This is a genomic window from Oleiphilus sp. HI0125 (genome assembly GCF_001635355.1).
Map to the genome: position 1 here is coordinate 1 of NZ_LWGF01001081.1, position 1,318 is coordinate 1,318.

At 47.0% G+C, this 1,318-nt stretch carries 1 protein-coding gene; it reads left to right on the forward strand.

What is annotated here, in order from left to right; all coding sequences use genetic code 11:
• Positions 1 to 1,318 (forward strand): phosphoribosylformylglycinamidine synthase subunit PurQ (locus A3762_RS18535; protein ID WP_197469382.1); only part of this gene is annotated, 1,318 nt, incomplete at both ends.

A 1,318-nucleotide genomic window follows, 5' to 3' on the forward strand; every position in this document is an offset into this window, starting at 1 on the left:
GTAAAGACTCGATGTCTATGAAGACAGTTTGGAAAGAAGACGGCGCAGATAAGTCAGTTGTGTCGCCAATGTCTTTGATCATCTCAGGGTTCGCACCGGTTGTAGATGTTCGTCAGACCCTAACGCCTCAGCTGCAAGTATCTGATCAAGCAACTGTTCTGATTTTGATTGACCTTGCAAACGGTCAAAACCGTTTGGGCGGTTCGGCTTTGGCTCAAGTATATTCTCAGGTTGGTGCGATCGCGCCAGATCTTAATGACTCTGAAGACTTAAAAGCCTTCTTTGCTGTGATTCAGGGCTTAAACAAAGACGGTAAGCTATTGGCTTATCATGACCGTTCAGATGGCGGTTTATTGGCGACTTTGGCAGAGATGTCCTTCGCAGGCCATGTGGGTGTTGACATCAAACTCGACCAGCTTGCTGAAGATGATTCACACTTTGCCCGTGAATTGTTTAATGAAGAGCTTGGTGCGGTGATTCAAGTCAATGCTGCCGATACCGAGGAAGTGCTTCAGCAGTTTACTGCTGCAGGATTAGGTGAACACACGTTAGTGATCGGCACATTAAATGATGACGACATGGTGCGTTGTAGCTTTGACGGTAAAGCGGTCATTGAGCGTTCTCGTTCTAGCTTGTGGCAACTGTGGTCTACAACCAGCTATAAAATGCAAAGCCTGCGTGATAATTCAGAATGTGCACAGCAAGAGTTTGATGCTTTAGCTGATGCCAACAATCCTGGTCTACATGCTGAATTGAGCTTTGATCTCAATGAAGATGTTGCTGCGCCTTATATTAATACAGGGGCCAAACCTCGTATTGCTGTATTGCGTGAGCAAGGCGTAAATGGTCAAACAGAAATGGCTGCAGCATTCACGCGAGCAGGATTTGAAGCACAAGACGTGCACATGAGTGACCTCGGCGCTCAACGCGTAGATCTAGCTGATTTTAATGCGCTTGTTGCATGTGGTGGCTTCTCTTATGGCGACGTACTTGGTGCAGGTGAAGGTTGGGCAAAATCGATTTTGTTCAATGAGCAAGTTAAGGATCAGTTCCAAACATTCTTTGATCGTGATCAGACCCTAGCCTTGGGCGTGTGTAACGGCTGTCAGATGTTATCGAACTTGCGTGAGCTTATTCCTGGTGCAGATTTATGGCCGCATTTTGTGCGTAATCGCTCAGAGCAATTTGAAGCGCGTGCAGTGATGGTTGAGTTGTTAGAATCAAATTCAATCATGTTGCAAGGAATGGCGGGAACGCGTATACCGGTCGCTGTGGCGCACGGAGAAGGGCGCGCTGAGTTTAGTAATGACAATGCACT